The sequence below is a fragment of the Acinetobacter kookii genome (assembly GCF_900096895.1).
Classification (GTDB): domain Bacteria; phylum Pseudomonadota; class Gammaproteobacteria; order Pseudomonadales; family Moraxellaceae; genus Acinetobacter; species Acinetobacter kookii.
The window spans coordinates 383,709-408,813 of the sequence record NZ_FMYO01000001.1; the positions used below are offsets into that span (position 1 = coordinate 383,709).

Genomic DNA, 25,105 nt, shown 5'->3' on the forward strand with positions numbered 1-25,105 from the left:
TTGACTTGTCAGGCTCAGGACTTAAAATACCGCATTCGTATTTTTTACATTTGCCAAAATTATGTCGAACGATCCATTAGACCAGCAAGTCGTAGAGCTGGACAACTTGAATGAACATCGCGAAATTGTCACTTTTATGCGTCGTTCATCTCCGCTGAATACCTCTCAACGTACTGCGCTTGAACAATATGGTCACCTAATTTTGGAATATCCGGTGGGTGATTTACGTCAGCAGTTTGAACATCCAGAACGTCCGCTTACTGTAGAAATCGGTTTCGGTATGGGACGTTCACTGGTGCTGATGGCGAAAGCCAACCCTGAGCGTAACTATGTCGGTATTGAAGTGCATGTTCCGGGTATTGCGCAATGTGTGTATGAAGCGGGTATGGCAGGCTTAACCAATCTACGTTTGCTTGATGCCGATGCCATTCAGGTACTGCGTGAAATGCCTGACAACAGCATTAACGCGATCCAGCTGTATTTCCCTGATCCATGGCAAAAGAAACGTCATTTCAAACGTCGCTTTGTATCGCACGACCGTATGCCGCTGGTTGAACAGAAACTGGAAATGGGCGGTACCTTCCACTCGGCGACCGATTGGGAACCGTATGCTGAATGGATGCTGGATGTTTTGGATAACCGTCCAAACCTTGAAAATATGGCCGGCAAAGGCAACAGCTACCCTCGCCCGGAATGGCGCCCGCAAACCAAGTTTGAGCGTCGCGGCTTAGAGGAAGGTCATAAAATCAATGATTTTCTGTTCAAGAAAATCAAATAACCTTAATTGACAGCATAAAAATGGCTCATATCAATGAGCCATTTTTTATACTCAAAGTTTAAGCTTTTATCGCCATATAACCTTGATAGAACAAAATCTGGGTAAACCCCTGCACAGCTTCAAAACCACTCGCTTTCAGTTGTTCAAAAGTTTCCTGCTCCGATAACGGATAAAAATCATCTTCTAGACGCTCCAGCATGACCGCAGCCTGTGAAGGCGTTAAGCCATTGGCCTCACATAGATATTTGAGGGTCTGCAACTCCTGCTCCGACTTGATTTTGGTCAAGTCAAAAGTGATGAATATGCCTTGAGATTTTAAACGTGAGGAAATGGCTTTAAAGAACTTGGGCTTCTCTAGATAAGCCACAAAATGCGTAACCAGAATGGACAGTGCCGCATCGTAAGACTGGTCCGTTTTTAACTGGTCTACATCGCCCAATACGAACTCCACCCGATGCGAGGCATTCAAGGCGTGGATATGGTGTCTGGCCTTATCCAGCATGTTTTGTGACAACTCTGTGGCGGTAAAGGTCCAGTCAGGAAACAACTGGACCAGATGACCCAGCTCATAGCCAGTACCACAACCGACAATCAGCACATGCGCATATTCATCTACATACGTTTTCAATAAAGCCCGGATCTGTTGATGTACGATTTCATAGCCGGGAATTAATTTGCGGATATGTTCATCATAACCATCTACAACATACTGACTATTAAAATCTTTTGCCATCGCTGCCTCCTTTTGCAATACAGGGGCTAAATTTTTTAAGCTTAGTTCACGCTTTAGTCTGATGTGATTGCAGAATCTGTTGACTCATTAAATTGTAAACTTTTTTCAAATCTTCACGTTTAGCATCCTCCAGCATCTGCTGATGCCTGTTTAAGATATTCTGATCTCCCCGCATGGCTGGCCCGGTCTGCATCTGCTTAGGGTCATACTGTACGGCTTTCTGGGCTGTCTCCAAAATTAACGGGTAAAGCAGCGAGAAATCGACTTGCTGCGCATCGACCACCTGTTTTGCCATGTCATAACAGTAATTGCTAAAATTACAGGCAAACACTGCCGCCAGATGTAAACTTAAACGCTGTGCCGATGTATAGGCATACACGTGTGAACTTAGGCTATTTGCTAACTGGATCAATTGCGCCTGATCCTGCGGCTGGACTGCCTCTACAAACAAAGGCGTGGCCTGCCAGTCTACTTCACGGGCCAAGCTAAAGGTTTGCAAAGGATAAAATACCCCAGCGCGTGCATGAACCTCTGCCAGAACCTGAATATCGGTACTGCCTGATGTATGCACAATCAACACATCTGTGAATTGTGCATGCAGCTGTTGAATGACCTCTGCAATCGCCTGATCGCTCACCGCAATAATCACCAGATCTACATCTGGTTCAAGTTCTGCAATATTGGCTGTGGCTTTTGCAGCGACCTGACTCGCCAGGGCCTGGGCATGTTCTAAAGTCCGGCTGTAGATCTGTACAATCTGATGATTCTGGCTTAAAACAGCAGCCAGATGATGTGCCACCCGTCCTGCACCAATAAAACTGATTCGCATAGCTAAGTTCACGTTTTACAATTCAGTCCAAGCATGCCAAGAATAAAAGGACGAATCAATTCGTCCTGATGTTTTTGTTTAAGCGTGAATTAATTTTAGAATTGACGCAAAGTTAAAATCTGCTCACTACGTCCAAATGGACCTTGGGTATCGTGCAAAATTCCGCTGGTCAGCCCGATTCCATCTTCACCATATTGCTGTGTCACTTCCAAACCCAACCACTCACCTTGCGGTAAACGGTGTAAATGGATTTGTAAATCCAAATTTGGAAACCCCCAACCTTCATTCGGGTCTAGGCGTGGTACGACCCCATTGGCGGTATCTACCATGCCCATTAAACGAACAAAACTAGATGTGGCTTGATTTTTAATCATCTCTAATTGATTTCTCAGCCAGACAATGCCCTTACCTGCACGACGGTCTAAATGTGCTCGGGTTTCAATACTTTGGATATAGCCCCCTGGCCAGCAGCGCATGCCATCCCAATCGGGCAAATATTCAGGGTTTTCTACAGGTAAGTCTTCCAACCCTGCAATTGCACGTGTGTCTGAGGTTTTCATTTTCCATGCGCGCGCCACAATACAGGTTTTTCCTTCAGCACACATTTCCGCTTCAATCAGTTCAATGGTTTTACCAGGCCGGATCATGCGAGTCGTGATGCTGAACTCCCCAAAGGCGATCAAACCAAAAATATCTAAACTGACCCGACCAATTCGCATATCATCACGTGGCATAAACTGTTCAAGTTCTGCACATAAAATACCCGTTGCAGGTGCCATGTGTTGCTCATGCGGATTCCATGCGCCCTGTGCATGAATGTTGGAACGATAGTACGCAGTACAACCACCATCGGCATGTTGTTCACGTTTGAGTAAAGTGTAATAGGCTGACATTTTTTCTCTTTCCCTGATCTGACTTTTTATACTGATACTTTTACTACAAATATTTGTTGACTTAATGATGTTATTAATAGGGTCTATTGACAATTCGTCAATGTTTGCGGCGACGCATATTTTTTAGCTGATATAAGGCATGGGACAGGAAATTTAGTCATTCTAAATGACTGGCACATAACGCAATAGCAGCAAAAAATATGCTCGCCCTGAAAGGCTGTGGCTAAAACTTTCTCAGATTGCGTTATGAAACTTAGCAATAGTCTCGCTATTCCTTGCGTTTCATGCCTGATCTGCTCAGTTTTAACCTACAGCGCAAGCCATTTATGAAATATCAACAGACCCTAAACTATTTCTGAGCAAAAAAACCATAATAATTCATGAGTTGGCAATATGTTTTACACTGGTGAAAACCGACTTGAGTAAGCAATGCTGCCTGCACATCGACAGTAATTAAATGAAAATCATCGGCCAAGCGTGCAAGCATTTTTTCCGCTTGTACCGTGGTTAAACCACAATCCAGAGCCAAATTCTGCATCCAACGCAGTTCTATATTTTCAGTCTGCTGCATCAGATCATAGCTTAATAAAATCGCTGCAGGTTTTAATGTTTGGTAAATATCCTGAAAAAATAATATTTTTTCTGCCACAGGTACAAAATGCGCCACCAAAATCGCCAATGCGGCGTCAAACTGCAAGTTTTCAACCTGCGCTTGCTGAGCAAATTGATGTGTATCGGCCTGTATAAAACGCACTCGCTCATGCCCTGCCACAGACTGAATATTTTTTTCTGCCTGCTGCAACATGCTTAAAGATGGGTCGATGGCAGTGAATTGCCACTGTGGATGTTGCTGCAGTAAATACTGCAACTCATAACCTGTGCCACAACCCACCACCAAAAGCTGTGCTGTTTCGGGCAAATGGCTGCTTAAAATTGCGTTGATGTGTTGATGTACCAATTCATATCCAGGAATGAGTTTCCGAATATGACTGTCATAGCCTGCAACCACGGTTGCACTGTGAAAATCTTTTGCCATATCACATGATTCTTATTTAATTTACTGACATCCAAAGTTAAATTATTTTTGAGATCTGCTTAGGCCACTGCCATCGCATCTACCGATAATTCTTCAACGGTTGGTTTGGCACGTTCTGGCACTAGGCCTAGCTTTTGGAACAATTGTTTGTCTTTGCCTTCGCCTGCATTTGGTGTAGTCAAAAGCTTTTCGCCTGAAAATAACGAGTTCGCACCTGCCATAAAGGCCAAGGCCTGATCTGAATCAGACAACGATTCACGTCCTGCAGATAATCGAATATAGCTGTTTGGCATGATAATACGTGCAACTGCAATGGTACGAATCCATTCAATCACATCCAGTTTTTCGACTTCAGCCAAAGGCGTGCCTTCAATCGGAACCAGCATATTGATGGGCACCGATTCAGGGTGTAACGGCAAAGTTGCCAATTCATGCAATAACCCAATACGGTCTTGAGTATCTTCACCTAAACCGACAATACCACCACTGCAGACTTTCATGCCTGTTTGACGCACAATATCCAAGGTATGTAAACGATCGTCAAAGCTACGGGTACTGATCACATTGGGATAATATTCACGCGAAGTATCGAGGTTATGGTTGTAATAATCCAAACCTGCATCTTTTAAACGTTCTGCCTGAGATTGGTTTAACATACCCAAAGTCATGCAAGTTTCTAAGCCTAATGCTTTGACTTCACGCACCATTTCCAGAACATACGGCATATCACGTTCATGCGGGTTACGCCATGCAGCCCCCATGCAAAAACGAGAAGAACCAGACTCTAAAGCTTCTTTGGCTTCCTGAATGACTTTTTCAACCGCAATGCGTTTTTCAGCTTCAAGCTGTGAATCATAATGCGCAGACTGCGAGCAATATTTACAGTCTTCTGGGCATTTGCCTGTTTTAATCGACAATAAGGTACTGACTTGTACGGTATTGGCAGAAAAATGTTGGCGATGCACGCGCTGTGCTTCAAAGACCAAATCCAGAAAAGGCTGTTCATATAACTGCTGAATTTCTTCTCGGGTCCAATCATTACGTACGGTCATTATTTTCATCCTTGATGATCACGCATCGCTCTTATAATTAGGGTAATTTTTCACAGAATGAGCGAGCACTTATTGGGGTGTTTTACCCTTTATCTCTGCGCAAGAAATAAAGGGTGTGTACTGAATTTAAAGGTCAATCTCGTAACAATGTATGCCAGAAATACGACTTTAAGCAATTTCCTTTAAATTTAACTCTTCACGCATAAATTCACGTAATTTAAATTTCTGTGCCTTACCTGAAGCGGTCATTGGAAATTCACTAAAGAAACGCACATAACGTGGGACTTTATTATGTGAAATGTGTTCTGCACAGTATTGGCGAATCGCCTCTTCGGTACATTCATGATGTTCATGCAAAATAATACAAGCACACAGTTCTTCACCATAACGATGATCTGGCACGCCAATCACTTGCACATCACAGACCGCATCGTGGGTATATAAGAAATCTTCAATTTCTTTAGGGAACAGGTTTTCTCCACCACGAATTACTACATCTTTAATGCGACCTTTGATTTTCACAAAGCCTTCATCGTCCATTTCTGCAATATCGCCCGTGTGCATCCAGCGTGCGGCATCAATGACTTCTTGGGTTTTGTCGTGCTCATCCCAATAACCCAGCATCACCGAATAGCCACGCACACACAATTCACCCAACTGTCCGCGCGGTACGACCTTGCCATCTTCATCGACAATTTTAACTTCCAAGTGTGGATGCACACGACCCACTGTACTGACACGGCGTTCCACCGAATCATCCGTCGAACTTTGTGCGCTCACAGGCGCTGTTTCGGTCATACCATAACAAATGGTGATTTGTGACATGTGCATACGGTCTATCACACGTTGCATAATTTCTTGCGGACATGGACTGCCTGCCATAATGCCTGTACGCAAGCTAGACAAATCAAATTCATCAAACTGCTCATGCTCTAAAATGGCAATAAACATGGTCGGTACACCATAAGCAGCCGTGCATTTTTCTTGCTGAATGGCTTTTAAGGTATCGAGTGGATTAAACACTGCAGATGGATAGACCATGGTTGAGCCATGTGTGATACAGGCCAAATTACCCATCACCATCCCAAAACAGTGGAATAACGGCACTGAAATACAGACACGATCTTGCGGACTTAAATGAATCGCCTCGCCTACAAAGTAACCATTATTTAAAATGTTATTGTGGGTCAGCATGGTACCTTTCGGATTGCCCGTCGTGCCCGAGGTAAATTGAATATTGATGGTTTCATCAAATTGCAATTCACTGGCAATTTGATCCAGCTTTTTCAGCATGTGTGTGGTTGGACTTGGCAGCAAATCCTGAAAACGATGCATTCCTGTCTGGGCTTGATCATCAATTTTAATCACATGCTTTAAATGTGGTAAGCGCTTAGCATTGAGCACTTTGTTGTCTGCCTGACACAGCTCTGGAGCAATTTTGGTTAAAATTTCCTGATAATTGGTGCTTTTAAACTGCGATGCAATCACCAAACCCTTACAAGAAACTTTATTGAGCACAAATTCAAGTTCATTGCTTTTATAGGCAGGGTTTAAATTCACCAAAATCACCCCTGCCTTAAAGGCTGCGAATTGAGTGATTGTCCATTCCACACAATTCGGAGACCAAATGGCAAGGCGGTCACCTTTCTTAAAACCGAGTTTTAATAAGCTACAGGCAAAGGCATTGACCTGTTGCTGGAGTTGCTTATAGGTCAGACGCACATTTTGATGTATGCTAACCAAAGCATCCTGATCTGCATATTGCTGGCAAGCCTGATCAAACTTTTCACCAATAGTCATACCTAACAAAGGCTGATTACTGGTGCCATAGGCATAACTTAACCGTACTTGTGTCATTGAATCGATCTCCTTGATTCTTTGTAATTTTGTTTTCCAACACTATTAATTGTTCTATGACGACGATTACTTTTTGCCTATTTTGTGCGTTGTTCTTATTTCCCTCCTTCCTGTTTCCGCACTGCATTCACACAAAAATCGGCAATTTGTTTGACAAAGTAATCTTTATAATTTTGATCAAACATCACATTGCGAGAAGGATTTAAAGGCTCAATCACCACAAAGGTCATGGATCCAACCACACCTAAAGCTGCAGTGTTTAAATCTTCAAAATCAAACTCACCATTGACTTTTCCTTCAGCCAAAATTTCCTTGATGCTTTGTTTGATCAATTGTTTACTGCGAAAACGCTCATGTTCCATTTCTGGGTCTACAGGCTCGAACATTAACGAATACGCCAATTGGGGACTGTTCATCGCACGCTTCACAAAAGTTGTAACAGATTTTTGCAATTTTTGTTTTGGCGTTAAATCTGACTTCGCAATGTGGTCCAAAATTTCAACTTCACGACGAATGGCAGCCGATAAAACTTCAATCAGAATCTGACTTTTATTTTCAAAGTAGCGATACACCAAACCTGTAGAAACACCAGCGCGTTCTGCAATGGCTTGTATAGACGCTTCTTTAAAGCCCCCATGAGCAATAAGTTCACGAGCAGAATCTAAAATCGCGTTGCGATTTTGTTCCATACGTTCCTGCATCAATGATGATCTTTTATAACTCATATCTTATTCTCAACCAGATAAAATGAATTGTAAATCATTTTGTGAATTTCAGTTCACTTTTTTAAATTTTCGATGTATGTTAGAACCTAAGCACAACAACAATGCTTGTTTTAGGAACAACAAATATAACCTCAGGATGAATGAATACATGAATTTACAAAGCTTAGACTTCGGTTTGGATGAAACCTTAATCGCACTGCGTGATTCAATCGCTGCTTTTTGTAAAAAAGAAATTGCACCCATTGCACAACAGGTCGATCGTGATAACGAATTCCCTGCCCAGCTTTGGAAAAAATTTGGTGATATGGGCTTACTTGGCTTAACCGTAAGTGAAGAATACGGTGGCACCAACTTAGGCTATTTGGCTCACATCATTGCCATGCAAGAAATTTCTCGTGCATCAGCATCCATTGGTTTGTCTTACGGTGCACATTCTAACCTATGTGTGAACCAAATTAAGCGAAATGGGACAGAAGAACAGAAGCAGCGCTATTTGCCAAAACTGGTTTCAGGCGATTATGTCGGCGCTTTGGCAATGTCTGAACCGAACGCAGGCTCAGATGTCGTCAGCATGAAGCTAAAAGCAGAAGACAAAGGCGATCATTACTTGCTTAACGGCTCAAAAATGTGGATTACCAATGGCGGTGATGCCGATGTGTTGGTGGTGTATGCCAAAACTGATTTGCAGGCGGGCGCCAAAGGCATGACTGCTTTCTTGATTGAAAAAACCATGCCAGGTTTTAGTCATGGCAGCCATTTAGACAAACTGGGGATGCGCGGCTCAAATACCTATCCACTATTCTTTGACAATGTTGAAGTACCAAAAGAAAACGTCTTGGGCGGTGTGGGCAATGGTACAAAAGTGCTGATGAGTGGACTGGACTATGAACGTGCAGTTTTAAGTGCAGGACCGCTCGGCATTATGGATGCCTGCATGGACACCGTGATTCCTTATATTCATGAACGTAAACAGTTTGGTCAGGCATTGGGTGAATTCCAGCTCATGCAAGGCAAAATCGCCGATATGTATTCAACTTGGTTGGCATGTAAAGCACTGGTTTATGCCGTAGGCGCAGAATGTGACAAAGCTGAACACAGCCGCAGTTTACGTAAAGATGCAGCCAGTGCCATTTTATACGCTGCCGAAAAAGCCACATGGATGGCAGGTGAAACCATTCAAACTTTGGGTGGCAATGGCTATATCAACGAATTCTCTGCAGGACGTTTATGGCGTGATGCCAAACTCTATGAAATTGGTGCAGGTACTTCAGAAATTCGCCGCATGCTGATTGGCCGTGAACTGTTTAACGAAACTGCCTAAAAATAAATCACAAAAATTAGACAAGGATGTTGGCATGAATCAATTACAGAGCAAAATTAATATTCGCAGCGATGAGTTTAAAAACAACCAAGCTGCGATGCAAAACCTAGTCGATGACCTCAGAGAAAAAGTCCAAAAAATTGCTTTGGGTGGTGGTGAAACGGCACGCCAAAAACATTTAGACCGTGGCAAATTGCTGCCACGTGAACGGATTGACCACCTGATTGATCCTGGCACTGCATTTATTGAAATTGGTCAGTTGGCCGCTTATCAGGTCTATCAGGATGACGTGCCTGCTGCAGGTGTGGTGGCGGGTGTCGGTCAGGTGAATGGCGTGACCTGCATGATCATTGCCAACGATGCCACAGTAAAAGGTGGAACCTACTACCCGCTGACTGTGAAAAAGCATTTACGCGCACAGGAAATTGCCGAACAGAATCACCTGACTTGTATTTATCTGGTCGATTCAGGCGGTGCATATTTGCCGCTACAAGATGAGGTCTTTCCAGACCGTGATCATTTCGGACGCATTTTCTACAACCAAGCCCGCATGTCGAGCATGGGTATTGCCCAAATTGCCGTTGTGATGGGAAGTTGTACCGCAGGCGGTGCTTATGTCCCTGCCATGTCAGATGAAACCATTATTGTGCGTAATCAAGGGACTATTTTCTTGGGCGGCCCACCACTGGTTAAAGCCGCAACAGGTGAAGTCGTTAGCAGTGAAGACTTGGGTGGTGGCGATGTACACACTCGCCTTTCAGGTGTGGCCGATCATCTTGCAGAAAATGATGAGCACGCCTTAACCATTGCCCGCAACATCGTGGCGAACTTAAACAAAAAGCCGAATCCGTTACCAGAAAATGTCGAAGCGCCGTTATTTGATGCCTCTGAATTGTATGGCATTGTACCGACTGATGCACGTAAACCGTTTGATGTACGTGAAGTGATTGCCCGTATTGTCGATGGTTCACGTTTTGACGAATTCAAAGCACGCTTTGGCACCACATTAATTACAGGTTTTGCCAAACTCTATGGTATGCCTGTCGGCATTATTGCCAACAATGGTATTTTATTTTCCGAGTCGGCACAAAAAGGCGCACACTTTATTGAACTATGCACCCAACGCAACATTCCCCTGTTATTTATTCAAAATATCACAGGCTTCATGGTTGGACGCCAATATGAAAATGAAGGTATTGCCAAAAATGGTGCCAAACTGGTCATGGCGGTTGCCACAGCCAATGTACCTAAACTGACTTTGGTGATTGGCGGTTCTTTTGGTGCTGGTAACTACGGCATGTGTGGCCGTGCTTATTCACCACGTTTTATGTGGACATGGCCAAACTCACGTATTTCGGTGATGGGTGGCGAACAGGCATCGAGCGTACTATCTACCTTAAAACGTGATCAAATTGAAGCCAAAGGCGGCAGCTGGTCTGCAGAAGAAGAAGATCAGTTCAAACAGCCTATTCGTGACCAATACGAACGTCAGGGTCATCCATATTATGCTTCTGCACGTTTATGGGATGACGGTGTGATTGACCCGGCGCAGTCGCGCGAAGTTTTGGCATTAAGTTTAGCCGCTGCCCTGAATGCACCCATCCAACCGACCAAATTTGGCGTGTTCCGCATGTAAGAGGTGACACAATGGATTATCAATTTTTACAACTCGAACAGCACAACCAGGTGGCGACGGTTTGGATTAATCGTGCAGAATTGCATAACGCCTTCAATACTCAAGTAATTGAAGAATTACACGCCTGCTTTCAAGCCCTCAATACCCGCAATGACATTCGTGTGGTGATTTTGGCAGGACGCGGCAAAAGTTTTTCTGCAGGTGCAGATTTGAACTGGATGAAACAGGCAGGTCAAGCCTCTGAGGCAGAAAATCAAGCCGATGCCCTAAAACTGGCGAAAATGCTGCAAAGTTTAGCGACTTTAAAGCAACCAACCATTGCCCGTGTACATGGCATTGCCTTTGGTGGCGGTATGGGTTTGGCCTCTGCCTGTGATATTTGCGTTGCCAGCACCGATGCAAAGTTTGCCACTTCAGAAGTACGTTTAGGACTCGCCCCTTCTACCATTAGTCCTTATGTCATTCGTGCCATTGGTGCACGTCAGGCATCACGTTACTTTTTAACGGCTGAGCGTATTTCTGCAGAACAGGCACAGCAAATTGGTTTGGCACATGAAGTCACTTCAGCCGAAGACCTAGACAGCAAAATTGATGAAATTGTGCAAGCCTTATTGCTCGGTGGCCCAGAGGCGCAACATGCCTCTAAGCAACTGATTCAGATGGTCAATCATCAAGTTTTGACCGAAGATTTACTCCAACAAACTGCACAGCATATTGCGCATGTTCGCCAAGGAACTGAGGCGAAAAATGGCTTAAATGCTTTTTTAAATAAACAAAGCCCGGCTTGGATCAAGACCACGGCATAATAAAAGAAGGATCGCACTATGTTTGAAAAGATTTTAATTGCCAACCGTGGTGAAATTGCCTGCCGTGTGATTCGTACCGCAAAAAAACTCGGGATTGCTACAGTTGCGGTATATTCAGATGCCGATGCACAGTCACAACACGTCAAACTGGCAGATGAAGCCATTTATATTGGTGAATCCCCTGCGGCACAAAGTTATTTGCAAGTTGAACGTATTATTCAGGCAGCCAAAAGCACAGGTGCGCAAGCCATTCACCCGGGTTATGGTTTCCTGTCTGAAAATGACCAGTTTGCCCTTGCTTGTAAGGACAACAATATTGTCTTTATTGGCCCACCAGTAGAAGCCATTTTAGCAATGGGTCTAAAGGCCACCTCTAAAGCCTTGATGGAAAAAGCAGGTGTGCCGCTAACTCCGGGCTACCACGGCAGCAATCAAGATGCGGCATTTTTAAAACAACAAGCCGATCAAATTGGCTATCCTGTCCTCATTAAAGCCAGTGCTGGCGGTGGTGGTAAAGGCATGCGCTTGGTGGAACGCAGTGAAGACTTTCTCAGCTTACTTGCTTCATGTAAAAGTGAAGCACGTTCCAGCTTTGGTAATGAAGATGTGCTGATTGAACGCTATGTGATTCAGCCACGTCATATTGAAGTACAGGTTTTTGGAGATACCCATGGCAATTACGTGCATTTATTTGAGCGCGATTGCTCAGTGCAGCGTCGTCATCAAAAAGTACTTGAAGAAGCACCTGCGCCAAAAATGCCAGAAAATAAACTTGAAGCCATGCGCCAAGCTGCCATTGATGCCGCACGTGCGGTCGATTACGTCGGTGCGGGTACGGTAGAGTTCATTGTCGAACAAGACGGTACGGCTTATTTCATGGAAATGAATACCCGTCTTCAAGTAGAACATCCTGTCACTGAAATGATTACAGGGCAAGATCTTGTAGAATGGCAGTTGCGGGTTGCCTTTGGTGAAGCATTGCCAAAACAGCAGCATGAATTGCAGATTCACGGTCATGCACTCGAAGCACGTGTCTATGCCGAAGAGCCAGAGAAAGGCTTTATTCCTGCCATTGGTCAAATCAGCTATTTGCATTATCCAGAACAAAATGACGCAGTGCGGGTTGATAGTGGGATTGTCGAAGGTGATGAAATTAGTACCTACTACGACCCAATGATTGCCAAACTGATTGTCTGGGGCAAAAACCGTGAAGCTGCATTAACACAAATGCACCATGCTTTGGGTCAGTTCCATGTCGATGGTTTAGGCAACAATATTGCCTTCCTGGATCGCTTGGTACTGTGTGATTCCTTTAAAAATGCCAATTTAGACACAGGCCTGATTCAACGTGAAGAAGAGTTTTTACTGAAGCCTTCTGCAGAAATCAATGCTGAACTGGTGGTCAGTGCTGCACTAATTGAGCTGCTAACACGCCAGGCTCAAAACCCGGTTGCAAATAATTCAGTCTGGCAGCAGAAGTCTTTCTGGCGTCTGAATCAGCAAAATGCACATACAGTACAATTACAACGTAATAGTATTACGCTTAAAGTTCAGTTCAATACTCAAGATCAGGGCTTTATTGCCCACTATAACGGTCAGCAATTTCCAGTTCAGGGTCAGTTTATTGATGCGCACACTTTAGCGCTGCAACTGAATGCAAAACAGCAAAAACTGACTTTTAGTCAGAATGAAAATGGCATTACCCTGTTCCATAATGGTCAAACGCATAGCTTCGATTACATTAAGCCAGATTATCAGCAGCAGGATGAACAAGGCGCAGAAAATAACCTGACTGCGCCAATGCCGGGTGTGATTACCCAAGTCCTGGTGGCGGCCAATGCCCGCGTGAAAAAAGATGATGTGCTGATGACCCTTGAAGCCATGAAAATTGAATATTCAATTCGTGCGCCTTTCGATGGCATTGTGGCAAGTTCATATTTCCAGGCAGGCGATCAGGTCAAAGCTGGCGATGAACTGGTTGAATTTGAAGCATTGACGGAGGAAGTTGCATGACTGAATTTGTCAAAATTGTAGAAGTCGGCCCACGTGATGGTCTGCAAAATGAGAAAACACCACTCACTTTAGCAGACCGCAAAAACCTGATTCTGGATTTAATGCAAACGGGTTTGAAAAACATCGAAGTTGGTTCATGTGTTTCAGCCAAATGGGTTCCGCAAATGGCAGACAGCGACGTGCTGTTTGCCAGCCTGCCACAAGATCCAAACATTCAATTCAGTTTACTGACTCCAAACTTAAAAGGTTTTGAGTCGGCTTTGGCGGTGGGTTGCAAAGAGGTTGCAGTGTTTACCGCAGCTTCAGAAAGCTTTACCCGAAAAAACATCAACTGCTCGATTGATGAAAGTCTGGAAAAGTTTAGTGATGTGATGCGCCTAGCCAAAGCACATGATATTCAAGTACGTGGTTATGTGTCTTGTATGGTGGACTGCCCTTATGAAGGTGCAATTGACCCGAAACAAGTCGCTAAAGTCACACAGCAGTTATTGGATATGGGCTGTTATGAAGTGTCGTTGGGTGAAACCATTGGCACCGCAACGCCTGACCGTGTGCAAAAAGTCTGGGAAGCGTGCTTAGCGCAAGTGGATGCCAAAGTTCTGGCAGGTCATTTTCACAATACCTACGGTATGGCGATTGCCAATATTTATCAGTCTTTACTGCAAGGCATTCGGGTATTTGATTCATCCATTGCAGGTTTGGGCGGTTGCCCCTATGCCAAAGGTGCTTCGGGCAATGTCTCGACTGAGGATTTGTATTACCTACTCTCCAATATGGGCTTTGAAACGGGTATTCAGGTCGATGCTTTAATGCAGGCAAGCCGTAACATCAGCGAAGTATTACAGCGCAACAATCCATCTAACTATGCCAATGCCTACTGGCAAAAGGCCTGTGCCTAAAGCGGCGTAGGCCTAAATAAGCTTGGGCACACAGGTAACACGTATTACAACAAATTCAACGGCAAGTGAATGCCAGGTAGAGAATAAATAGAGGTGACAAATGTCCAATAAGGTATATGACAGCGCACAAGCTGCATTAAATGGCGTGGTTCAGGATGGACAGACCTTGGCAGTTGGCGGTTTTGGTTTATGTGGTATTCCTGAATCCCTGATTGCTGCGCTAAAAGCTACAGGTGCGAAACAACTGACCTGTATTTCTAATAACGCTGGTGTCGATGGTTTTGGTTTAGGACTGTTACTCGAAACCAAACAAATCAAAAAAATGATTTCATCTTATGTCGGTGAAAACAAAGAATTTGAACGCCAGTTTTTAAATGGAGAATTAGAGGTCGAACTCACTCCGCAAGGCACATTGGCAGAAAAATTACGTGCTGGCGGTGCGGGCATTCCGGCTTTCTTTACCCAAACCGGTGTCGGCACCTTAATTGCAGAAGGCAAAGAAGTCCGAGAATTTAAGGGCAAAGAGTATATTTTAGAAGAATCTTTAACGGCAGATGTAGCACTGGTCAAAGCCTACAAAGCCGATACAGCCGGCAATTTGATTTTCCGTAAAACCGCCCAAAACTTTAATCCAGTCTGTGCCATGGCGGGCAAAATCACCATTGCAGAGGTTGAGGAAATTGTAGAGATTGGTGATTTAGACCCGGATGAGATTCACCTCCCAGGGATTTATGTGAATCGTATTGTACTGAATGCAACTCCAGAAAAACGTATCGAACAAATGACTTTAAAGGCGGAGGCTTAATCAGATGGCTTGGACGCGTAATCAAATGGCGCAGCGCGCCGCACAAGAGTTAGAAGATGGTTTTTATGTCAATTTAGGCATTGGCTTACCGACACTGGTAGCCAACTATATTCCTGAAAATATTAATGTCTGGCTGCAGTCTGAGAATGGCTTGCTTGGCATTGGTGAATTTCCGACTGAAGCAACAGTAGATGCCGACCTGATTAATGCAGGCAAACAAACCGTGACTGCGCGTAAAGGTGCGGCTTTTTTCTCTAGCGCAGATTCCTTTGCCATGATTCGTGGCGGGCATGTCAATATCGCCATTTTAGGTGCAATGGAAGTTTCAGAAACTGGTGATCTGGCCAACTGGATGATTCCAGGTAAGAAAGTTAAAGGCATGGGCGGTGCAATGGATTTGGTTGCAGGCGTACAAAAAGTCGTGGTCTTGATGGAACACTGCGCCAAAGATGGTACACCTAAAATTGTATCGCAGTGCAGTTTACCGCTCACGGGTAAAGCGGTGGTCCATCGCATCATTACCGACTTGGGTGTGCTCGATATTACTCCACAAGGCGTGCAACTGGTCGAACTGGCACCCGATGTCAGCTTTGATGAGATTCAAAAAGTCACAGGTGTGGCTTTACAGAAAGTAGCTGCTTAAACACTACGTTTATTCTGCAAATAAAGAAGGACGAATCTTCGTCCTTCTTTCGTTACGCAGTCATCTTAGTTTATTTTCTTTTCAACCACACCTTCATTATCCACTGCACGTACAATTCCCGTTTCGGTATTTAATACTTCAAACTCAATACGGCGGTTTTTAAACTGTCCTTCAGGCGTTGCATTATCCGCTACAGGTTGTTGCGAACCATACCCCACCGCTTGCAACTGCGCAGGATCCACGCCCTGTTTGACCAGGTAATCTACAATGGCTTGAGCACGCTTTTGCGACAATGCTTTATTCTGTTCAGCACCCCCTACGGCATCTGTATGCCCTTTGACGGTTAAATGCACCTGTGGCACGCGTTTAATCAAAGCAGCAGCTTGATCCAGAATAGATTTATTGGCATCTGGAATCTCGGCACTTGCGGTATCAAAATTAATAATCTGCATATTCAGTGCAGTTGCAATATCCAGTGCACGAATCTGATCCGGATTAATTTCCGCCAATGCCTGTTCTGCATTGCTATTGCCGGTAGCAATGGCAGTATCGGGATCTACAACTGCGGATGCACTCTGCATTCCAGCCGGAGTCAGCACAGTCATGTTTTTTACCAGGGGACGAATTTGAGCTGCAAGCTGCTCAGCATCCGCCGGATGAGCGGTCTGAATAGCAAGCTGATCCCCCATCCAGGTTAATGAAGCATTTGGCACACCTTTGACCATTTTCAATACAGTTGGAATGACATCCTGATCGATAAATTCTGAATGATAGCGGGCATTGTTTTCCACACCGCAACCGGTGTTGTGATTAAAAATCTGTTTAATCTCTTTTTGCAGAATCTCAATATAGCTGGCATTGCCGGAATATAATTGACATGTAATTAAATCTCCTGTCGAACCGGTACTGAGTTGCAGTTTTGCCGGCTCACTACTCGCGGTTTCAGCAGGTATACCACTGGCTGGAGTACTTTCTGTTCTATCTGCACATGACTTGAAAATAAATGCCAATAATGCAGCTAGAACAAGGAAAACAATCAAGGGAATTAAAAAACCTGATTTTCTTTTTTCTTCGGGTACCCGATCAGGGTCAATCGGTGGTGCTTGATGTAAAGTTTGCCCCGATGCCGTATTCATCCCCAAAGCGCTGAGTAATGCGGGAGCCCAGTGTGGCAAAGCACTGGATACGGCTGGCCAATGGTTTTCAATCAGATGGGTGATCGCACTGGAATCGGAAGATCCAGCCTCATCTTCCAGTACGCCCAAGGTGGGTGCTATAGAATGATTCAGCGTTGATTCGATTATTTCGGTCGGCACCGTGCCGGAAATCTGTTGTAAAAATTCCTGCTTTAAAGAAGGGTTGATGATGAAGATATCGCCCAGTCTTGGATTTAATTGTTGCTGTAAATTTGTAATAAACTCGGGTTTAGATTTAAAGATAGATAATAAAATGGGGATAAAATTGCTTAAGGCCTGACTCTTTTCACTTAAGTATGCTGTTTCTCCCTCAAGAACCGTGGCAGACACTTTCTGCTTTAATAAATCAATCAAATTAAGATGCATGGCTTATTCCTCTTATTGTCTTCTTATCATGTCTTTTTTTAGTCTATTCGCTCGTTTTTTAGACAGTGTAATAAATTGTATTATTTGAATAGTATTATTTTTCAACAATAAAAAAGCCAGCCGAAGCTGACTTTCTTATATTTTAAAAACAATCTGATTGCTTAAGCCGCAAAAGTTTTAATCACTTTACCAACCACTTTTTGGTTAATTAGTGGCGTATTTTTGCCTTGAGAGATAATGCTCTCTTTGCTGACTGTCCATTCCAGCTGAGGATCAAGCAAAGCCCAACCCGCTTCTTCAGTCCAGCGCTCTACCATATTGGCCACTTTTGCCGGTGCAACGGTGACTTTTTCCACCCATTCCAAAGGCTCGAACAACCCTTCGTTAATGAGCTGAAGTCCAAATGGCACAAATGTATCAAATGCAGTAAAGCCCGGTTGGGTTTCAGCAAATGGTGCCATTTTTGCAGAACTGCTGAGCGGCTCATGATGGGTCGAAATGGCATCAATGACGCCCTCTTTCAAACCCTGACGCAGCAATTCTTTGTCTTGCTCGGAACGTAATGGCGGACGCACATGTGCGAGTGAATTGAAGCCGTCAATCAGTTGATCAGTTAGATGTAACTGGTGCATTGCCACATCACAAGTCACCGGCAAGCCTTTTTCTTTTGCAATTCGAATCAGCTCCACAGAAGCACCACATGACAGCAAACCGAAATGGGCACGCACCCCAGTGGCTTCAATCATGAGCAGATATTTTGCAATGGCGACGGTTTCAGCCAAAGCTGGAATCATTGGCAAGCCCTGACGTGAAGCGATAAAGCCTTCATGTACACAGCCATCTTTGGCAATTTGTGGTTCTTCTGCATAGAACACCACAGTCATATTCAGCCCTGCAGCATATTCCAAGGTCCGAATCACCACATCATCGTCGGCAAATGGTGCATTGGCATTGGAAACTGCGGTACAGCCACCTTTTTTCAGACCCGCCATATTGGCAGGCTGATTGCCTTTCAAACCTTGCGTTTGCGCACCAATGACTTCTAGGTAAATGCCGCCATCCAGCATGGCTTTTTCAACCAGGCCGTGAATGAGTGCGCCATTGTCTTGTACGATCGGTTTTGAGTCTGGCGGAGTAAACACATGCAAAATACCGTTTTCACGTGCAGCCTTCCCTTCAGATTTTAAGGTCCCATGCTGCTGCTGACCCGGTTCGCGTAAACGCGCACATAGATCCACCATGGTAGGCATCAGCCATTTACCTTGACCGTCAATGGTTTCAGTCACATTGCTTGATTCAGCAACCCGTTTGCCGTGTTCAAGATAAACCGTTTGTACGCTGTCAGTTTTGTTGATGGGATCCAAGACACGTACATTTTCAATTTTTACAATACTCATGACTTTCCCTTATCCCGCAACTGCTTCTAACAAACCTTTTTCTTGCAACTGACCTTGCATCGCCAACGCCAGTACCGCCATACGCACAGCAATACCATTAGTCACCTGATGCAGAATCACTGACTGAGTACCATCAGCAATACTGGAATCGATTTCCACACCGCGGTTCATTGGACCCGGATGCATCACGATGCAATCCGGTTTCGCCAGGGCCAGACGCTCTTTGTTCAAGCCGTACATTTTATAAAATTCAGCTTGTGAAGATAGCGCTGGCGAATCAATACGTTCGTTTTGAATACGCAGGGTAATAATCACGTCACAATCTTTAATACCCTCTTCCATGTTGTTAAATAGACGGACATCTTCGCCATATTCAGCAAAACCATAAGGCAGCAAGGTATTTGGCGCAATCACGCGGATATCTTTACAACCTAGCGTTTGCAGTGCCGCAACATCTGAACGTGCTACACGTGAATGCTTGATGTCACCAATAATGGCAATGCTGATATCTTCAAAATTCTTTTTGGTTTCACGGCGAATGGTGAGCATGTCCAGCATCGCCTGCGTTGGATGTGCATGACGGCCATCGCCAGCATTAATAATCGCGACATTCGGGCACACATCTTTGGCAATAAAATGTGGCGCACCTGAAGATGAATGACGCACCACAAAAATGTCGGTTGCCATGGCTTCCAGATTCCACAGCGTGTCACGCAGGGTTTCACCTTTTGACGTACTTGAACGGGCAATATCAATGTTAAGGACATTGGCAGACAGACGCTTTGCTGCAGCTTCAAAAGTGGTACGGGTACGGGTAGAGTTTTCAAAAAACAGGTTCATTACCGTACGACCTTCCAGCAGGTTATTTGTAATCAGCTGATTTTGGTCATTAAAAAAGGACTGCGCAGTGTCCAATATTTTTGTGAGGGTTTCTTTGGAAAGGCCTTCGATGGTGAGGAAGTGTTTTAAGTTACCATCTTGGTTGAGTTGAATCTGGCTCGGAGTATGCAATGCCGCCAAGTGCATGAGAGATTCCTTATACGTTAAGTCAACGTATTATACAGAGTTTAAGCGATTTAAATAGTTCAGCTTGATCTTACTTGTCTAAAAAGCAGCTCGGTATTTGAAATAAAAAATATCATTCCCATTTAATTTTTCAATAACATAAATTAACCATTCAATGATTTAGCCATCTGATTTTAAAAATAAAAACAGGTAACCCAGTCCAGCTCCGAGTTACCCCAGGCAACTAACGGAGAGCCCCAATGTAGCGGTTAGCCCCTTGTGCACGCTCTATGTCTTCTTGGGTGGGTTCAACCGAAATTAAGTCTACATGTTGCGTGAACTGAATTTCATTTACGGGTTCTTCATCCACTTTTAATCCCAGCACTTTCGTCAGGCGTTCAACCAGGCGAAGTAATTCAGGGTCTTGGGTCTGTTTCGCCATTGCCATCACATGTTCGGCATATTCCACGTTCTCTGTAAGATAGCTTGCATCAATCACGCGCCCTGATACCCGTCTTAACCGTGCATAAATAAGTGTTGCCACTGAAAAAGTTTCATTTGTAATGATTACACTTTCTGACATTTGTCATTCCCATCTCTAAAAAAAAAAGTGAGGCATCAAGTGTTCTCCTTGATGATCAAGCAGCCTCACCGGACTATTTTGTTTGCAATATTCGTACCAATATAAAAAAAGCCCACATGATTCAACATATGGGCTTACTTAAAATAATGTTTTTATTATATTTTAGAATAGGCTAAAACTTACATGGCCTTCGTCAAGCGCTTTTTTATTGGTCTTGTTTTCCTTCGAAAGCAGAATCTGCTGGTCTTCTCCATTTATAAGATCATGATCCTCTTGTAAATCTAGAAGAACACGCAAACGTTCTACATAGCTTGCAAGTTCTGCATCCTTGGTCTCAAGTGCCAGTGTGACCACATGATGTGCATAGGAACGATCTTGCATTAAATACATGACATCAATAACCCGGCTATTCACTTTCCTTAAGCGTGCATATAACAATGTCGCGACTGAAAAAATATCATCCTTTTTTGCTGTAATATTCATAATTTACCCTTAATAAAATCCATGCATTAAACTTTAAAATTCACTTGGAAGCGCCATGTAATTTTACATATCCCCTGAATTTTCAATTGGCTTTTTATTCCAACATTTAGAGCTTTTTATAATTAATACATCGACATAAATCGCTTGAAGTTTTCAAAATATAAAAAGTTTTCAGCCCTAAAATAAGTTAAACTTATGCAAGTTTTTATTTTATTTTTTTCGGTCTCTCTATTTTATGAATACCTCTTCACGTTTAAGCAATTACTGGGTCACCTGTGCAGATGGTCTTGAAACCTTACTCCAAGAAGAATTGGAAGGTTTGGGTGTTCAAAATATTGAACGTTTACCGGGCCGTTTAATTTTCAAAGGCACATTGGCAGATGCATACCGTATTTGCATGTGGTCGCGTTTGGCTTCACGTGTATTAACACCCATTCATACGCATGAACTTGAATTTACCCACGACGCACGTGATGTGGCAGAAGAGCTCTATGAAGGTGCAATCAACTTTGACTGGTCGCTCATTTTCGCACCACAAAGTACATTTGCCATCCGTTTACATGTAGAACGTGACATTAAGGTCAATACACAATTTGCCACGTTACGGGTAAAAGATGGTGTGGTGGATTCCTTTATGGAAGCGGTGGGCAAACGTCCAAGCATCGACATCAAGCAGCCAGAAATTACCCTCTATGTGCTTGCTGGTAAAACTGCACACACCTATTGCCTGGATTTATCCGGTGATTCTTTACATAAACGTGGTTATCGTCATTACATGACCGATGCCCCGATTAAAGAAAATCTGGCAGCCGCCATTCTGCAAAAGGCCAAATTAAAACAGCGTAAGCCAGACATTATTTTAGATCCAATGTGCGGTTCAGGGACTTTTATCATTGAATCTTTGATGATGCTGACCGACCGTGCACCGGGTCTGGTGCGTCGTTTTGGTTTCAATGGCTGGAATGGACATGACCATGAATTGTGGATGTCAATTAAAGCAGAAGCCGCAGAACGCCATCAAACAGCATTGCAACAGCCTTTACCGCAATTTTATGCCTATGATGCCGACTGGGAAGCCGTCAAAGCCACCAAGAAAAATATTATTGCGGCAGGCTTTGAAGCATTGCTCGACCATATCAAAATTGAAGAGCGTACACTTGCAGACTGGCCGGATTTCAAGGCTGAAGGCAAAACCTCATTTATTGTCACCAACCCGCCTTATGGTGAGCGTTTAGGAGATAAAGCCTCTAACCGTGCCTTATATTTAGGCTTGTCTGCCCTGTTACAAAAGAACTTCCCGAATCAGTATGCAGCCGTGATTGCTGCACAGGTTGAACAAGCCGACGTGCTGGCATTTAATGAACCGCAAATTCTGCGTCTGATGAATGGTAAACTGCCAATTTATGTACGTTTCGGCACCATCAAACCGGCTGCCGTATCAGAACCGTTCTTGGCAAACTGGCAGCCACAACAGTTCGAGCCGATTGAAGGCGCGCAGGACTTTACCAACCGTCTGCAAAAAAACATGCAGAATCTAAAAAAATGGGCGATGAAAGAAAATATTTTCTGTTTGCGTTTATACGATGCCGACTTGCCAGATTTTAACATTGCGGTGGATTTGTATGGTGATCGCCTGCATGTACAGGAATATGCTCCACCGAAATCGATTGACCCCGAAAAAGCTAAAAAGCGTTTTAACTTAGCCTTGCAAGCCATTCGTGCGGTGACCGGTTTAGGACGAGATGCCATTTTCATTAAAACCCGCGCACGCCAGGAAGGTAAAAGCCAGTACACCAAACAGAGTACTGCTTCTAAACGCTTTATCGTACAGGAAGGTAAAGCCAAAATTTTAGTTAACCTGACTGATTACCTGGATACTGGCCTGTTCCTGGATCATCGTCAAATGCGTTTGCGTATTGCAGCAGAAGCCAAAGGCAAGCATTTCCTCAACCTGTATAGTTATACCTCTACAGCAAGCCTGCATGCTGCTTTAGGGGGCGCTGCAAGTACCACCAGTGTCGATTTATCCAATACTTACCTGAACTGGTCCAAAGAAAACTTTGTCTTGAACGGTTTGACTGTGGATCATGCCGATGAGCAACACCAGTTCTTTGCCAGTGACTGTTTTGAATGGCTGAAAGAAGGTCATGAACAATATGACCTGATTTTTATCGATCCGCCAACCTTCTCGAATTCGAAAAAGTTTCATGGCACCTTCGATGTGCAACGTGACCATTTGTCCCTGATCAAGCGTGCCATGAACCGCCTGACTACAGAAGGAACTTTATACTTTTCGAATAACTATCGTGGTTTCGAGATGGATGAGGAAATTCTGGCGTTCTTTGATGTTCATGAAATTACCAATCAAACCATTGGCCCGGACTTCAAGCGTAATGCCAAAATCCACCGTGCCTGGAAAATTCAGCATCCACAAAATGGCTAATGCATTTCGGATAATGCACTAACTAAAAAGGCTGCCGATCTGGCAGCCTTTGTTTTTACATGTGTTAATTTAAAAATTTCTTTTCACCGTATTTATATTCAATGCCGATTTTTAAGATATCGCCTTCCCCTTTCGCTTGCAGCGACTGCTGCATACCATTCAGCATTTGTTCCAGTTCCTGATCGGATAAGGTTTTACCACCCTGTTGTAAATAATTTTTCATGATGGTTTTCATGATCTGTTTATCGTATTCAACATTGGCCTGGTATTCGACCAGATTGGGTGCCATTTTAACCAAGCTTTCAAAAGAAGATTGGTGTCCTGGCATAACCTTGCCGGTCAGGTTCGCCTTGGCATATCCTTCACCCGCCTTGATTTGATTATTCTGCGATTCAAAACTAAAGCCGTCGTTCACAATAGCCAGAAAACTATTCATCAGATCTTGACTCAATTCTTTTTTCGTTCCGCAGACTTCAGAATTTTTTTCCAGTAAATCCAGGAAAGCCTGTGTTTTCTGCCTGTTCAGGGCTTTCAGGCTCATATTCATCTGGAAATCGCGAAAACTTGGAATGTTATGCAGGCTCATTTCACCAATTTTAATCTGGGTATCAAAATTGACCTTGTGCTCATCTACTCCTGTATTCACAAGCACTGCAAAGTCTTTCAATTCTCCACTGCCGAATTGCTGTACATTTCGATCGGTTCGCTGAATAGAAGCAATATTTAATCGGGTTTTCCCTGGATCTAAAACAGAATTTAAGCCCTGATTGGTCTCGAATTCTAAATCACGCATTTGCACATGACCCAATTTATCATTCACTGTCATACCCGGAATCTGAAATTTGAGCTTAAGCACATCCAGTTGGTCGGCTTTAGATTTTGCATCCAGTTTAAACGTCATCGGCTCAATTCGAGTTTGTATATCTGCCCCATTTTTTTCATACACCGGTGTGGTTAAAGATGAATGAATGACACCCAACCAGTCAATTCTGGTTTGGGCTGTTAAAGGCTTTTTCAATAAACCTTGAAAGATTTCATTGCCTTGCTTGAGGCGAATTTGCGATTCAATGTGATAACCATTCCAGCTGCGTTTAATTGCATCGGTCCCGTTCAGAATCAGCACATCTTTGGGTTTACAGGGATCAATGGTGAATTCAGCAACCCAGTCTGCAGAGCCCTGCATCGCGCCCATATTAAAATTATGATATTGAAGCGACATTAAATTGGATTTTTGATTCTGTTGATAATACGAATTTAGACCCTTATCTGCATATAAATTGCCGCCTATGACTGTAGTCGCCAATACAACGATACTTCCCAAACCCCAAATCAATTTTGACATCATATGTCTCGTTTTTTGCTTATTTTGTAGACGAGTATATGTTAAAAAAATAAAATTAGTGTAATTTTTCACACAGTTAGATCCCCAAATCACATTGCATGTTGAGGGAATCTATATTTACTTTTAAATGCTGCTGAACGTGTCAAATCCGTCCCGGTTCGAAATAACTGATTTTACTTCGATCAAAGGTCGTATAGGGACAGGCTTTAAAACTATGGAAATAGTGTTTGGCTTGAATGACATGCGAGCTGGTATTGTTCATCC

General features: G+C 43.7%; 22 protein-coding genes. 9 read left to right on the forward strand and 13 right to left on the reverse strand.

Going from position 1 to position 25,105, the window contains the following annotated elements; genetic code table 11:
* Positions 1 to 61 precede the first annotated feature (61 nt).
* Positions 62 to 778 (forward strand): tRNA (guanosine(46)-N7)-methyltransferase TrmB, encoded by a 717-nt coding sequence (trmB, locus tag BLP85_RS01940; RefSeq protein ID WP_092818457.1) that lies wholly within the window; start codon positions 62 to 64, stop codon positions 776 to 778.
* A 58-nt stretch (positions 779 to 836) separates the two neighbouring features.
* Here the strand turns inward: trmB and BLP85_RS01945 are convergent, their stop codons facing one another.
* The 7 genes from BLP85_RS01945 to BLP85_RS01975 form a co-directional block, all read right to left on the reverse strand.
* Complete coding sequence (locus BLP85_RS01945; protein WP_092818458.1) at positions 837 to 1,511, reverse strand: class I SAM-dependent methyltransferase; 675 nt, start codon at positions 1,509 to 1,511, stop codon at positions 837 to 839.
* A 46-nt stretch (positions 1,512 to 1,557) separates the two neighbouring features.
* Positions 1,558 to 2,340, reverse strand: coding sequence for a Rossmann-like and DUF2520 domain-containing protein (locus tag BLP85_RS01950; protein WP_092818459.1), 783 nt, complete (start codon positions 2,338 to 2,340; stop codon positions 1,558 to 1,560).
* A 95-nt stretch (positions 2,341 to 2,435) separates the two neighbouring features.
* Positions 2,436 to 3,233, reverse strand: coding sequence for a thioesterase family protein (locus BLP85_RS01955; protein ID WP_092818460.1), 798 nt, complete (start codon positions 3,231 to 3,233; stop codon positions 2,436 to 2,438).
* Between the two features lie 349 nt (positions 3,234 to 3,582).
* Complete coding sequence (locus BLP85_RS01960; RefSeq protein WP_092818461.1) at positions 3,583 to 4,269, reverse strand: class I SAM-dependent methyltransferase; 687 nt, start codon at positions 4,267 to 4,269, stop codon at positions 3,583 to 3,585.
* Between the two features lie 59 nt (positions 4,270 to 4,328).
* Positions 4,329 to 5,321 (reverse strand): biotin synthase BioB, encoded by a 993-nt coding sequence (gene bioB, locus BLP85_RS01965; protein WP_092818462.1) that lies wholly within the window; start codon positions 5,319 to 5,321, stop codon positions 4,329 to 4,331.
* A 168-nt stretch (positions 5,322 to 5,489) separates the two neighbouring features.
* The gene (locus BLP85_RS01970) at positions 5,490 to 7,178 is read right to left on the reverse strand and encodes an AMP-binding protein (RefSeq protein WP_092818463.1); all 1,689 of its coding nucleotides are present in this window, start codon (positions 7,176 to 7,178) and stop codon (positions 5,490 to 5,492) included.
* 95 nt (positions 7,179 to 7,273) lie between these two features.
* Entirely contained in the window at positions 7,274 to 7,903 is a 630-nt protein-coding gene (locus BLP85_RS01975; protein WP_092818464.1) for a TetR/AcrR family transcriptional regulator, read from the reverse strand.
* Positions 7,904 to 8,051: 148 nt separating this feature from the next.
* On the opposite strand from BLP85_RS01975, the gene BLP85_RS01980 reads away from it, so the two are divergent.
* The 7 genes from BLP85_RS01980 to BLP85_RS02010 all read left to right on the forward strand — a co-directional run bounded on the left by BLP85_RS01980 (position 8,052) and on the right by BLP85_RS02010 (position 16,026).
* Positions 8,052 to 9,224 carry an isovaleryl-CoA dehydrogenase gene (locus BLP85_RS01980; RefSeq protein WP_092818465.1) on the forward strand — a complete coding sequence of 391 codons (1,173 nt, stop codon included), beginning with the start codon at positions 8,052 to 8,054 and terminating at the stop codon, positions 9,222 to 9,224.
* Positions 9,225 to 9,258: 34 nt separating this feature from the next.
* Positions 9,259 to 10,860, forward strand: a complete 1,602-nt coding sequence (locus tag BLP85_RS01985; RefSeq protein WP_092818466.1) for a carboxyl transferase domain-containing protein — start codon at positions 9,259 to 9,261, stop codon at positions 10,858 to 10,860.
* A gap of 11 nt (positions 10,861 to 10,871) precedes the next feature.
* On the forward strand, positions 10,872 to 11,666 hold the full coding sequence (locus BLP85_RS01990) for an enoyl-CoA hydratase/isomerase family protein (protein WP_092818467.1): 795 nt from the start codon (positions 10,872 to 10,874) through the stop codon (positions 11,664 to 11,666).
* Positions 11,667 to 11,684: 18 nt separating this feature from the next.
* Complete coding sequence (locus BLP85_RS01995) at positions 11,685 to 13,679, forward strand: acetyl/propionyl/methylcrotonyl-CoA carboxylase subunit alpha (protein ID WP_092818468.1); 1,995 nt, start codon at positions 11,685 to 11,687, stop codon at positions 13,677 to 13,679.
* Entirely contained in the window at positions 13,676 to 14,578 is a 903-nt protein-coding gene (locus BLP85_RS02000) for a hydroxymethylglutaryl-CoA lyase (RefSeq protein WP_092818469.1), read from the forward strand. The genes BLP85_RS01995 and BLP85_RS02000 overlap by 4 nt, the downstream gene beginning before the upstream one ends.
* A 100-nt stretch (positions 14,579 to 14,678) precedes the next feature.
* On the forward strand, positions 14,679 to 15,383 hold the full coding sequence (locus BLP85_RS02005) for a CoA transferase subunit A (RefSeq protein WP_092818470.1): 705 nt from the start codon (positions 14,679 to 14,681) through the stop codon (positions 15,381 to 15,383).
* Positions 15,384 to 15,387: 4 nt separating this feature from the next.
* A complete protein-coding gene (locus BLP85_RS02010) occupies positions 15,388 to 16,026 on the forward strand; it encodes a CoA transferase subunit B (protein WP_092818471.1) in 639 nt (212 codons plus the stop codon).
* Between the two features lie 65 nt (positions 16,027 to 16,091).
* On the opposite strand, the gene BLP85_RS02015 is transcribed toward BLP85_RS02010, so the two are convergent.
* From BLP85_RS02015 to BLP85_RS02035, 5 genes are all read right to left on the reverse strand, one after another.
* Positions 16,092 to 17,588 (reverse strand): OmpA family protein, encoded by a 1,497-nt coding sequence (locus BLP85_RS02015; RefSeq protein WP_092818472.1) that lies wholly within the window; start codon positions 17,586 to 17,588, stop codon positions 16,092 to 16,094.
* A 161-nt stretch (positions 17,589 to 17,749) separates the two neighbouring features.
* Positions 17,750 to 18,985, reverse strand: coding sequence for a dihydroorotase (locus BLP85_RS02020; protein ID WP_092818473.1), 1,236 nt, complete (start codon positions 18,983 to 18,985; stop codon positions 17,750 to 17,752).
* Between the two features lie 9 nt (positions 18,986 to 18,994).
* On the reverse strand, positions 18,995 to 20,011 hold the full coding sequence (locus tag BLP85_RS02025; protein ID WP_092818474.1) for an aspartate carbamoyltransferase catalytic subunit: 1,017 nt from the start codon (positions 20,009 to 20,011) through the stop codon (positions 18,995 to 18,997).
* 223 nt (positions 20,012 to 20,234) lie between these two features.
* Positions 20,235 to 20,573 carry a hypothetical protein gene (locus BLP85_RS02030; RefSeq protein ID WP_092818475.1) on the reverse strand — a complete coding sequence of 113 codons (339 nt, stop codon included), beginning with the start codon at positions 20,571 to 20,573 and terminating at the stop codon, positions 20,235 to 20,237.
* Positions 20,574 to 20,735: 162 nt separating this feature from the next.
* Entirely contained in the window at positions 20,736 to 21,056 is a 321-nt protein-coding gene (locus BLP85_RS02035; protein ID WP_092818476.1) for a hypothetical protein, read from the reverse strand.
* 235 nt (positions 21,057 to 21,291) lie between these two features.
* Here BLP85_RS02035 and rlmKL point away from each other — a divergent pair, with 235 nt between their 5' ends.
* Positions 21,292 to 23,499 (forward strand): bifunctional 23S rRNA (guanine(2069)-N(7))-methyltransferase RlmK/23S rRNA (guanine(2445)-N(2))-methyltransferase RlmL, encoded by a 2,208-nt coding sequence (gene rlmKL / locus BLP85_RS02040; RefSeq protein ID WP_092818477.1) that lies wholly within the window; start codon positions 21,292 to 21,294, stop codon positions 23,497 to 23,499.
* Positions 23,500 to 23,563: 64 nt separating this feature from the next.
* Here the strand turns inward: rlmKL and BLP85_RS02045 are convergent, their stop codons facing one another.
* Positions 23,564 to 24,841 carry a DUF945 family protein gene (locus BLP85_RS02045; RefSeq protein ID WP_171259618.1) on the reverse strand — a complete coding sequence of 426 codons (1,278 nt, stop codon included), beginning with the start codon at positions 24,839 to 24,841 and terminating at the stop codon, positions 23,564 to 23,566.
* Positions 24,842 to 25,105: the final 264 nt, after the last annotated feature.

Excerpts from the sequence above, each read along its gene's own strand:
- BLP85_RS02010 (WP_092818471.1), top strand. The coding sequence starts at position 15,388 with ATGGCTTGGACGCGTAATCAAATGGCGCAGCGCGCCGCACAAGAGTTA.
- BLP85_RS01985 (WP_092818466.1), top strand. The coding sequence starts at position 9,259 with ATGAATCAATTACAGAGCAAAATTAATATTCGCAGCGATGAGTTTAAA.
- BLP85_RS02030 (WP_092818475.1), bottom strand. The coding sequence starts at position 20,573 with ATGTCAGAAAGTGTAATCATTACAAATGAAACTTTTTCAGTGGCAACA.
- BLP85_RS02020 (WP_092818473.1), bottom strand. The coding sequence starts at position 18,985 with ATGAGTATTGTAAAAATTGAAAATGTACGTGTCTTGGATCCCATCAAC.
- trmB (WP_092818457.1), top strand. The coding sequence starts at position 62 with ATGTCGAACGATCCATTAGACCAGCAAGTCGTAGAGCTGGACAACTTG.
- BLP85_RS01970 (WP_092818463.1), bottom strand. The coding sequence starts at position 7,178 with ATGACACAAGTACGGTTAAGTTATGCCTATGGCACCAGTAATCAGCCT.
- BLP85_RS01990 (WP_092818467.1), top strand. The coding sequence starts at position 10,872 with ATGGATTATCAATTTTTACAACTCGAACAGCACAACCAGGTGGCGACG.
- BLP85_RS02005 (WP_092818470.1), top strand. The coding sequence starts at position 14,679 with ATGTCCAATAAGGTATATGACAGCGCACAAGCTGCATTAAATGGCGTG.
- BLP85_RS02015 (WP_092818472.1), bottom strand. The coding sequence starts at position 17,588 with ATGCATCTTAATTTGATTGATTTATTAAAGCAGAAAGTGTCTGCCACG.
- BLP85_RS02045 (WP_171259618.1), bottom strand. The coding sequence starts at position 24,841 with ATGTCAAAATTGATTTGGGGTTTGGGAAGTATCGTTGTATTGGCGACT.
- rlmKL (WP_092818477.1), top strand. The coding sequence starts at position 21,292 with ATGAATACCTCTTCACGTTTAAGCAATTACTGGGTCACCTGTGCAGAT.
- BLP85_RS01955 (WP_092818460.1), bottom strand. The coding sequence starts at position 3,233 with ATGTCAGCCTATTACACTTTACTCAAACGTGAACAACATGCCGATGGT.
- BLP85_RS01980 (WP_092818465.1), top strand. The coding sequence starts at position 8,052 with ATGAATTTACAAAGCTTAGACTTCGGTTTGGATGAAACCTTAATCGCA.
- BLP85_RS01975 (WP_092818464.1), bottom strand. The coding sequence starts at position 7,903 with ATGAGTTATAAAAGATCATCATTGATGCAGGAACGTATGGAACAAAAT.
- BLP85_RS01945 (WP_092818458.1), bottom strand. The coding sequence starts at position 1,511 with ATGGCAAAAGATTTTAATAGTCAGTATGTTGTAGATGGTTATGATGAA.
- BLP85_RS01960 (WP_092818461.1), bottom strand. The coding sequence starts at position 4,269 with ATGGCAAAAGATTTTCACAGTGCAACCGTGGTTGCAGGCTATGACAGT.
- BLP85_RS01950 (WP_092818459.1), bottom strand. The coding sequence starts at position 2,340 with ATGCGAATCAGTTTTATTGGTGCAGGACGGGTGGCACATCATCTGGCT.
- BLP85_RS01995 (WP_092818468.1), top strand. The coding sequence starts at position 11,685 with ATGTTTGAAAAGATTTTAATTGCCAACCGTGGTGAAATTGCCTGCCGT.
- bioB (WP_092818462.1), bottom strand. The coding sequence starts at position 5,321 with ATGACCGTACGTAATGATTGGACCCGAGAAGAAATTCAGCAGTTATAT.
- BLP85_RS02025 (WP_092818474.1), bottom strand. The coding sequence starts at position 20,011 with ATGCACTTGGCGGCATTGCATACTCCGAGCCAGATTCAACTCAACCAA.
- BLP85_RS02000 (WP_092818469.1), top strand. The coding sequence starts at position 13,676 with ATGACTGAATTTGTCAAAATTGTAGAAGTCGGCCCACGTGATGGTCTG.
- BLP85_RS02035 (WP_092818476.1), bottom strand. The coding sequence starts at position 21,056 with ATGAATATTACAGCAAAAAAGGATGATATTTTTTCAGTCGCGACATTG.